The 9,892-nt window shown below is 41.1% G+C and carries 7 protein-coding genes; 4 read left to right on the top strand and 3 right to left on the bottom strand.

What is annotated here, in order from left to right; all coding sequences use genetic code 11:
* The first annotated feature begins 14 nt into the window (after positions 1 to 14).
* Genes ccoG through ACESK1_RS02565 form a run of 4 tightly spaced genes read left to right on the top strand, consistent with a single transcriptional unit; the run spans position 15 to position 2,741 of the window.
* The gene (gene ccoG, locus ACESK1_RS02580) at positions 15 to 1,430 is read left to right on the top strand and encodes a cytochrome c oxidase accessory protein CcoG (protein ID WP_372917631.1); all 1,416 of its coding nucleotides are present in this window, start codon (positions 15 to 17) and stop codon (positions 1,428 to 1,430) included.
* A gap of 16 nt (positions 1,431 to 1,446) precedes the next feature.
* Positions 1,447 to 1,893, top strand: a complete 447-nt coding sequence (locus tag ACESK1_RS02575) for a FixH family protein (RefSeq protein ID WP_372917617.1) — start codon at positions 1,447 to 1,449, stop codon at positions 1,891 to 1,893.
* Between the two features lie 3 nt (positions 1,894 to 1,896).
* Positions 1,897 to 2,598 carry a sulfite exporter TauE/SafE family protein gene (locus tag ACESK1_RS02570; protein ID WP_372917615.1) on the top strand — a complete coding sequence of 234 codons (702 nt, stop codon included), beginning with the start codon at positions 1,897 to 1,899 and terminating at the stop codon, positions 2,596 to 2,598.
* Between the two features lie 11 nt (positions 2,599 to 2,609).
* Positions 2,610 to 2,741: a hypothetical protein gene (locus ACESK1_RS02565; RefSeq protein ID WP_372917613.1), complete on the top strand. Its 132-nt coding sequence runs from the start codon at positions 2,610 to 2,612 to the stop codon at positions 2,739 to 2,741.
* 63 nt (positions 2,742 to 2,804) lie between these two features.
* Here ACESK1_RS02565 and hemN read toward each other — a convergent pair whose 3' ends face one another.
* The 3 genes from hemN to ACESK1_RS02550 form a co-directional block, all read right to left on the bottom strand.
* The gene (hemN, locus tag ACESK1_RS02560; protein WP_372917611.1) at positions 2,805 to 4,160 is read right to left on the bottom strand and encodes an oxygen-independent coproporphyrinogen III oxidase; all 1,356 of its coding nucleotides are present in this window, start codon (positions 4,158 to 4,160) and stop codon (positions 2,805 to 2,807) included.
* A gap of 83 nt (positions 4,161 to 4,243) precedes the next feature.
* A complete protein-coding gene (locus ACESK1_RS02555; RefSeq protein ID WP_372917609.1) occupies positions 4,244 to 5,380 on the bottom strand; it encodes an efflux RND transporter periplasmic adaptor subunit in 1,137 nt (378 codons plus the stop codon).
* Between the two features lie 10 nt (positions 5,381 to 5,390).
* On the bottom strand, positions 5,391 to 9,725 hold the full coding sequence (locus ACESK1_RS02550) for a CusA/CzcA family heavy metal efflux RND transporter (RefSeq protein WP_372917607.1): 4,335 nt from the start codon (positions 9,723 to 9,725) through the stop codon (positions 5,391 to 5,393).
* Positions 9,726 to 9,892: the final 167 nt, after the last annotated feature.

Here is a 9,892-nt window from a genome sequence, read left to right as displayed (position 1 = left end):
AAGAAAATAAGAAGTTGGAAAACAACGAAAGCTTTAGAGACACCATAGCCACCGCGGGTTCCAAAGGAGAGAGAAAATGGATCTATCCTAAGAAACCCGAGGGAAGGTTCTATGACTATCGTAAATACGTTAGTTACCTGCTTCTTATTTTTCTTTTTGCCGCACCTTTTGTAAAGGTTAATGGCAACCAGTTCCTGATGTTCAACATCCTGGAACGGCGTTTCAATATTTTCGGATTTACTTTCTGGCCTCAGGATTTTCACATTTTTGTGATCATGATGGTGATCGGGGTGGTTTTCATCATCCTCTTTACCGTGGCCTTTGGAAGAATCTTTTGCGGCTGGCTTTGCCCCCAAACCATTTTTATGGAAATGGTCTTTCGAAGAATTGAATACTGGATAGAAGGCGACCGCGGGAAGCAAATGCGTCTCAGTAAACAGGAATGGAATGCCGAAAAAATAAGAAAAAAGGGAATTAAGTGGTTCCTTTTCTTCATCATCTCCTTTCTCATTGCGAATGTTTTCCTGGCTTATTTGATTGGTAGCGACCGTTTACTACAATACGTCACAGATGGTCCCATGAACCATCTAAGCACCTTCTTTTCCTTACTTATATTTACCGGGGTTTTTTATTTCGTTTTTGCATGGTTCAGGGAACAGGTTTGTGTTATCGCCTGCCCTTACGGAAGGCTTCAGGGTGTACTTCTTGACAACAAATCTATTATAGTTGCTTACGATCATAAACGTGGAGAAAAAGAAAAAGGACGAGCCAAATTCAAAAAGAATGAAGATCGCGAAGCCAGCGGAAAGGGAGATTGCATAGATTGTTTTCAGTGTGTACAGGTTTGTCCAACCGGAATAGACATCCGGAACGGCACTCAATTGGAATGTATAAATTGTACCGCCTGTATAGATGCCTGCGATTCGATGATGGAAGCTGTGGATCTTCCTAAAGGACTTATACGCTACGCCAGTGAGGAAAATATCGAGAAAAAAGCGAAATTCAGGTTTACTCCAAGGCTGAAAGGCTACACGGTAGTTCTGGGAATTTTAACCGCGGTGCTTGTCGGGATGCTGTTTGTTCGCAGCGAGGTAGAAGCTCGAATTTTAAGACTACCCGGCCAGCTTTATGAGCATAAGGACGATAACGTGATAAGCAATGTCTTTACCTATAAACTGGTAAACAAAACCACGGCCGATTTTGGTGATATTGAATTTAGACTGATGTCGCATCCGGGCACGGTAAAACCGGTTCAGGATAAAGAGATCGTGGTACCGGGACAGGAATTAAGCGAGGGAACCTTATTCATAGAGATCAATGCCTCGGCTCTTGAAGATGAAAAGGAAAAAGTGGAAATAGGAATTTATAGCGGAGACAGACTTATTGAAACCACCAAGACTATGTTTATGGGCCCGCGGAGTTTTAATTAATGAAAATAAAACACATATGAGAATTAACTGGGGAACGGGAATTGTGATTGGGTTATTACTTTTTATAAGTTTTATACTCTATCTGGTATTTAATATGCTTACCGATAAGAAATTTGATCACGATCTCGTGACCGAAGAATATTACAAAAAAGAACTCTTATTCCAACAGGAAATAGATGCGGAAACAAGAGGAAATGAACTCGCAGAAAATATTAGTGATTCCAGAATTGAAAACGGTTGGCTTATTGAATTTCCTGAAGACCTAAATCTCGATGGAATATCAGGAAATCTGAATTTTTATCGACCTTCAAACGCAAAACTGGATTTTGACATCCCTTTAAACCTGGAATCTCACCGTATTGAAATTGCCGACAAAAACCTGATACCGGGAAGATGGAATATCTACATTCACTGGGAGTACCAGGGTGAAACTTACTTGTATAAAAAAGAGATCGTTTATTAGAATATGCTTATTTCAGCCCTCATATTCGGCCTTTTAGGAAGTTTTCACTGCATAGGAATGTGCGGGCCAATTGCCTTTTTACTCCCGGTAGATAGGGAAAATTCTCTACGGAAAGCGGGTCAGGTGAGCCTGTACCATCTTGGGAGAATATTCTCGTATGCTCTCATAGGACTTCTATTTGGTGTAATTGGCAAAAGCTTTGGCCTGTTTGGACTTCAGCAGCAATTATCAATAGCCGTGGGAATCCTGATGATCCTGGTGATTTTTTTACCTTATAAAACATTCGGTAAAATTAATGGCTCAGGCCCGGTTTACAGGTTTATTTCAAAAGTAAAATCGGGGCTCGGACAAAGCCTGAAAAAGAAAACCCCCGACACCTTCTTCACCGCAGGATTCCTAAACGGTTTCCTACCCTGTGGTTTAGTTTATATGGCTGTTTTTGGCGCGGTAGCTTCAGCAAATGCTCTTGAAGGTAGCCTTTATATGATGCTTTTCGGCCTGGGTACCGTGCCAATGATGACCGCAGCGGTTTACCTGGGTAATTTCATAGGCGCCGGGGTAAGACAAAAGATCACTAAAGCTGTGCCTGTATTTGTAGTAATTATAGGTTTGCTTTTTATAATACGTGGGATGGGATTAGGAATTCCCTACCTCTCTCCTATTGAAATGACTCCAAAAATAACCGCAGTTCAATCCTGCCATTAAACATAAAAAAGATGACTCTAGCTAATAATCTCGCACTGGTAAATTGGGAATTGGGAACTTACATTATCGGTTTCTTCGTGGTGGTATGTGCCGCCCTTATTTGGATCGTTATAAAAATGATCTATGGAGGAAAAGAAGAATAATCTCCGGTAAGTTTTATAAATAAAAAAACCACGGAGTTCCGTGGTTTTTTAAATAATATGTTTTTACATCGTCATTGAAAACAACCTGGTATCAGGAACATTTCTCTGTAATCTTAGATCAAAGGCCATACAAATATTCCGAACAAATGGCCTTCCGTTTTCCGGAATATATAATCCGGTCTCAGAAAACTCAACAAGCCCGTCGGCTTCCATTTCCCTTAGTTTTACCAGGACTTCAGGGAGTTCTTCAAAATAATCTTCAGGGGCTGCCCAACTGGTTTCCAGTCGGCACATGAGGTTAAGAATATGTTTCCTTATAATCAGGTCTTCTTCATTCAGGATATGTCCTCTAAACACAGGAATTTCACCATTCTCCACTCTTTCCTGATAAGCCTCCACAGTTTTTTCATTTTGTGCGAAACCATACCAACTATCACTTATTGCCGACACTCCCAGCCCAATCATAAGACCGGTATTTGAGGTGGTGTAGCCCATGAAATTTCGGTGAAGCTCTTTCTCTTCAACCGCTTTATAGAGAGAATCTGTTTTAAGGGCAAAGTGGTCCATGCCTATTTCAACATAACCGGCCTCTTCCAGCATCTGCTTTCCGGTTTCATACATTTCTCTTTTGGTTTCCCCATCCGGAAGATCATCCTCATTAAAACCGCGTTGACCACTGCCTTTTATCCATGGCACATGCGCATAGCTATAGAAGGCGATACGATCTGGCATTAGTAGTTTGGTTTTCTCAATGGTTTCAATAATATGTTCCTTTGTTTGAAATGGAAGTCCAAAAATTATATCGTGACCTATAGAATTGTAACCTGCTTCGCGTGCTTCTTCGGTTGCGCGTTTCACATTTTCAAAAGGTTGAATTCTATGAATGGCGATTTGCACTTTCATATTATAATCCTGAACTCCATAACTAACTCTTCTAAATCCTAATTCATTGAGTTTAGTAAGATGTTCTTTGGTAGTATTATTGGGGTGACCTTCAAAACTGAATTCTACCTCATCGGCAAGTTCTGCTTTTCTGAAAATAGTCTTCAGAAGAAATTCAAGATTCTGAGGAGAGAAAAATGTTGGAGTTCCTCCACCAAGATGCACTTCCTTTATAATTGGTTTATACGGAAGCTCCTGAAGATACAGTTCCCATTCATGTATTAAGGTTTCAATATAGGGAATTTCCACTCCGTGCTGTTTAGTGATGCGCTTATTGCAACCACAAAAAGTACAAAGGCTCTCACAAAATGGCAGGTGCAAATAAAGACTTATTTCCCGGTTTTCACTAAAGCGTTCAAGCAGACTATCTTTCCAGGCTTTGATAGAAAAACCGGAATCTTCCCAAAAAGGAACGGTAGGATAACTGGTATAACGGGGCCCCGGAATATTGTATTTTCTGATAAGGGCAGAACTCATTTAGTTTAGTTTAGGCTGCAAAGTTAAAGTACCACCTAAACGATTAATATGATTTGAATCAGGTTACCGGCCTTCCGAGTATTCTATTCGCCTCCTACCTCTTCAATTAGATTGAAAGCACCTTTCAACAATACAGATTCATTTTTTAAACTTTCAGTATTTTCCAAGCTAATGACTCCGCCAAAAGTCTCTCCCGGAGTGACGCTTTGCTTTCTAAAGTGATAGTTTTCGTCGTCTTCCTTTTCAAGTACCAAAATAAAATATTCCCCTTCCTGCTCTATGACGGCCTCTTCGGGCAAGCTGGCTTTTTGGGCTTCACTAGTTATAATATTTGCTTCCACGAACATTCCCACCGTAAATTCTGAAGCAATACTATCCGGAAGATGACCGTGAACCCTCACATTTCTTTTCTGTTGGTCTATAGTTTTCCCTACCAGAATTACTTCGGCCTCAAAATTCTCATCTGAAGCTTCGGGGGTATTGAAGATTATTTTCTGTCCCTCTTCAATTTTACGCACATCTTTTTCAAACACCACCAGTTCTAAATGCATATGTTCAGAATCGATGATCTCCATTATCCTATCGGTTGGAGATACAAAACTTCCACGGCTCACTGAAATATTAGTGGCATTCCCACTAATTGGAGAATAAATATTTACGATAGAACGAAAATCTCCTGCCTCTACCTTTTTAGGATCGAAATTTAGCATTCTAAGCTTTGTTTCCAGGCTGCTTTTAGCCGACTGTGCTCTTTTGTAATCGCTTTCGGCTTTTAGAAAGCTTTTCCGAGAGGTTATATTTTCTTCAAGCATGGTTTCTTGCCTTTCAAATTCGGCTTGCAGGTAATCCAGTTGCCCGGCCACATCCATATAATCCTGCTGCAACTGCACATATTCGGTGCTTTCCAGACTTACCAGAAACTGTCCGCGCGAAACCCGATCTCCTTCCAGTAACTCGATATTCCTGACATAGCCTCCCATAAATGCATTTATGCTGGCCCTGTTTTGCGGGGGCACATCTATCCGGCCGCTGCTACGCACAACTTCCGGAAAATCAAATTCTTCTAAGTTTCCGATTTCCAGTTCACTATCCTGAAACTGGGCTTTCGTGATACTGATCAGGTCATCCTTTTCCTCCTCCACTACTGCTTGCTCAGCTGACTCCTTACAGGAAGTAAGGATCAAAACTAAAAGAAAGGTCATTTTATATATGGATTTCATCGGTAAAAATTTACAGGTTTAAATAATTTAGAGATATGATGGTCTGGTTGTAGGCATTTAGATTTTCCAGGTAAGACAACTGGATATCATAAGCATTTTCGAGACTCTGAATATATTGGAAAAAATCTATCTCCCCATTCTCGTAGCTACCATTAGCGGTTTTCAAGATTTCCCTGGATAATTGTCTTCCTTCATTTTCATAATAACTAAGAGCTTCCTCGTATTTTCTAAGTTCTGCCTGAAGTTGCATAAATTTGGTTTCAAGAAGGATCTCGTTATTCCGCGTTTCCTGCTCTGCCCTGTCCATAGCGATCTTAGATGCCTTGATTTTTGATGATTGGCCGCTAAAAAGTAGCGGAATTTTAATCCCAACCTGGTAACCGTATAAACTGTAATCTATATCCGGCGTTGTACCTTCAAAATATTCCAGGCTGAAATCTGGTAAAAGTTGTTGTTTTTCAAGTCGGTTTCTGGCTGTAAAGTAATTTTCCCTGCTTTCATAAAAATTTATTAGGGCGTGGTTCTCTACTCCCAATCTCGTCATTTCCAGTTTTTGTAAACTATCTTTCTCTATGCTGAATTCTTCCTCAACCTGAACCCTGCTCCACAATATTTCATAGGCAGCCTTAACTTCTTCACCAGTTTGTTGATATCGCGTCTGCAGTTCTCGCTGTTTTGCCTGCGCCGTGATCTTCTCAAGGTAGTTAGTTGCTCCAAGTTCAAACCTTCGTGTGGCTGCGTGAGAAAATCGGCTGTATAAACTATCTAAAACCCTGTAAATCTCTTCTTTTTCAAGTTCATATTTAAGTTGATAAAAAGAAGATGCCACCTCTTTTTCCAGTTGAAGATTAATGAGCTCATAAGCTTCTTCCTGCACTCTCAAATTCGCTTTGTTCAGTTTTTTAGCCGAAAAATAAACGCTGGGAAAAGAAAAATCCTGCTGAATGCCTAGAATTCTGAAAGGCTCATCTGTAGGGCCCTGTTCCATTTCATTGTAATTGTAATAGATTCCGGTCTTATTAAAATTGAAAGCAGAATTTACCAGTGCATCAGCTTCAGCACGGTTTAATTCTGAAACCTTCAAGCCGGAATTATTTTCCAGGGCCAGCTGGCGTACCTCCTCAAAACTTAGTTCTTTCTGCTGCCCAAAAACAGGAATGGAGAACATCAGAATAATAATCGGGAACTTGTATTTACTGTTTTTAAAATGGACATTGTCGTTCGTCTTTTTAGACTTTCCACCAAAGAGGGAATAAAGCACCGGCAAAACTACAAGGGTTAACAAGGTTGCCGTAACCAGCCCACCAATTACAACCGTTGCCAGTGGCCGCTGAACTTCAGCTCCTGCTCCTACTGAAACAGCCATCGGAAGGAAACCAAGGGCAGCTGCCGAGGCCGTTAGCAATACCGCCCTCAGTCTGTCTTTGGCGCCTTGCTGCATTAAATGATCTGAATGTTCCATTCCCTCTCTCTTTAATTCCTTATAATGTTCAATAAGCACAATCCCATTCAGCACCGCAATTCCGAATAGGGCAATAAACCCAACTCCCGCCGAAATACTAAAAGGCATGTCCCGTATCCAAAGCAAGAGTACCCCTCCAACCGCAGCAAGCGGTATCGCAGAATATATAATCAGAGCATCCCGCACCGAACTGAAAGCGAAATACAAAAGGATAAAAATTAGCACCAGGGCCACCGGTACAGCAATCTTCAATCGGTTTTTTGCGCTTTGAAGGTTCTCAAATTGCCCGCCATAAGTGATGTTATAACCTGGAGGTAAATCTATATTCGCTCTCACCAACGCCTCCACATCATCTACAACAGACTGAAGGTCACGGTTCCTTACATTCACCCCAACGACGATCCTTCTTCTGGTGTCATCCCTGGATATCTTGGCAGCACCTTTCTGATAACTTATATTTGCCAATTCACTTAAAGGGATCTTATTTCCGGCCGGGGTGTCTACATAAAGGTTTTCCAGGTTTGAAATATCTTTTCGGTTTTCTTCATTCAATCTCACCACAAGATCAAAACGTTTCTCCCCTTCGAAGACGCTTCCCATTTTTTTACCTGAGAATCCGGCACTTATTAAATCATTTAAATCTGAAATATTAAGTCCGTAGCGGGCAATTTTTGCACGATCATATTTCACGCTCATCTGGGGGAGACCAGCAATCTTTTCAACGGTTATATCGGCTGCCCCTTCCACATCGCTGATAAGGTTTTCTATCTGGTGGGCTTTGCGGTTAAGGATCTCCAGGTCTTCCCCAAAGATCTTGATTGCAATATCGGCACGTACGCCCGTGATAAGTTCATTAAACCGCATTTCAATAGGTTGGGTAAATTCAACTTCCATTCCCGGAATAATCATTAGAGCCTCTTTGAATTCCTCAGCGAGCTCATCTTTAGTTTCAGCTGTTACCCATTCATTTTTTGGAGTTAGAGTAATTATCACATCACTTTCTTCCATAGACATTGGATCGGTAGGAACTTCAGCGGCACCAATTCTGGTTACCACCTGTTTCACTTCAGGAAATTCCAGCAGTATCTTCTCCATTTTGGTGGTAAGTTTTACCGTTTCACTTAGCGAGGTTCCTGTTTTTAAAACCGGCTGAATAACAAAATCTCCTTCGTCGAGGGTTGGAACAAACTCGCCTCCCATTGTGGTGAAAATGTACACTGTTACCGCAAGAATAAATACAGCCAACACGAGTACCAGCTTTTTGGCCTGGAGTGCCCAGGCGATTGTAGGCGAATAAAGTCTGGTTAGAAAACGCATCAGCCGAACAGAAATGTTTTTCTCTGATAATTTTCCGGGTTTTAATACCATAGAGGATATTACCGGAACATACGTAAAACAGAGGATCATAGCTCCAATCAGGGCAAAACTAAATGTAAGTGCCATGGGACGGAACATTTTCCCTTCCACCCCGCTTAAAGAAAGTATGGGTATAAAAACTATAAGGATTATAAGCTGCCCAAAGACGGCTGAATTCATCATTTTTGATGCTCCCGTATAGGTGATTTTATCTTTCGCCAACCGTAATTCAGACTTGGTTAGGTTTTCAAGATCAGATCTTTTCATGGTCATCTGGTAGGCGATAAACTCAACAATGATTACCGCGCCATCTATAATTATCCCAAAGTCAATTGCACCAAGACTCATTAAATTGGCGTCTACTCCAAAAAGATACATCATGGAGAAAGCAAATAGCAGACACAAAGGAATCACCGATGCAACCACTAATCCCGAACGCAGGTTCCCTAACAGCAACACCACTACAAAGATCACGATAAGAAAACCCAGAATAAGGTTTTCGGTAATTGTCCAGGTTGTTTTTTCAATAAGTTCACTGCGATCCAGAAAGGCATTGATATAAACCCCTTCAGGCAGACTTTCTGATACTTCGGCAACTCTATCCTGAACGGCTTCAATTACTTGTTTGGAATTTCCGTCCTTGATCATCATCACCTGGCCAAGTACCTTCTCGCCTTCCCCGTTACCTGTGATCGCGCCAAAACGGGTAGCACTTCCGAAGCCAACTTCTGCAATATCCCGAATATAAATTGGGTTTCCATCGGGATTTTTAACCACGATGTTCTCAATATCTTCCAGGGAATGCACAAGGCCTTCCCCGCGAATAAAATAGGCCTGATTAAGACGTTCAATATAACCACCACCTGCAATGCTGTTGTTTTTCTCAAGAGCAGTATAAACTTCAGCGGCAGTAATATTCATCGCCATAAGTTTTTCTGAATCTATGGCTACTTCATATTGTTTCAGCTTACCTCCCCAGCTGTTCACTTCCACCACGCCGGGAATTCCCGATAGCTGTCGTTTTACAATCCAATCCTGGATAGTTCTAAGTTCCATTGCCGAGTACTGATCTTCATATCCCGGTTCAGTATCGAGAATATACTGGTAGATCTCTCCCAGCCCTGTAGTAATTGGACCCATTTCCGGTTTCCCAAAATTATCCGGAATATTCTCTGAAGCCGATTTAATTTTTTCAGCAATAAGCTGTCTTGGCAAATAAGTTCCCAACTCCTCTTCAAATACAATAGTAACCACTGATAATCCAAATTTTGAAACAGAGCGGATCTCTATCACTCCAGGCAAATTAGCCATTTCAAGTTCAACAGGATAGGTGATAAACTGCTCCATATCCTGGGTGGAAAGGTTCTGAGAGGTTGTGATAACCTGTACCTGGTTGTTGGTAATATCGGGGACGGCTCCAATTGAGAGCTGGCTAAGCGAATAAAGTCCGAAACCAACTATAAATGAAGTAAACAAAAGAATAATCAGCTTATTCTTTATACTGAAACTAATAATTTTTGACAGCATATAACAGGTGTAATCTATGAAACAAAACCTAATAGGTTATAAGAACAAAAGTAGATTACACGTTTCGCGGGGGCTGAAAAATTTCGTGATTCCTGAAAGTAGAACGACTTTCCTTATAGATGAAATTTAAGGATTGTTTCTGAACCTGTGGTGATTTTAATAAAGGA

The sequence above is a fragment of the Salegentibacter sp. genome (assembly GCF_041642575.1).
In the GTDB taxonomy this organism is placed as follows: domain Bacteria; phylum Bacteroidota; class Bacteroidia; order Flavobacteriales; family Flavobacteriaceae; genus Salegentibacter.
This window is presented reverse-complemented; position numbering and strand designations above follow the sequence as displayed.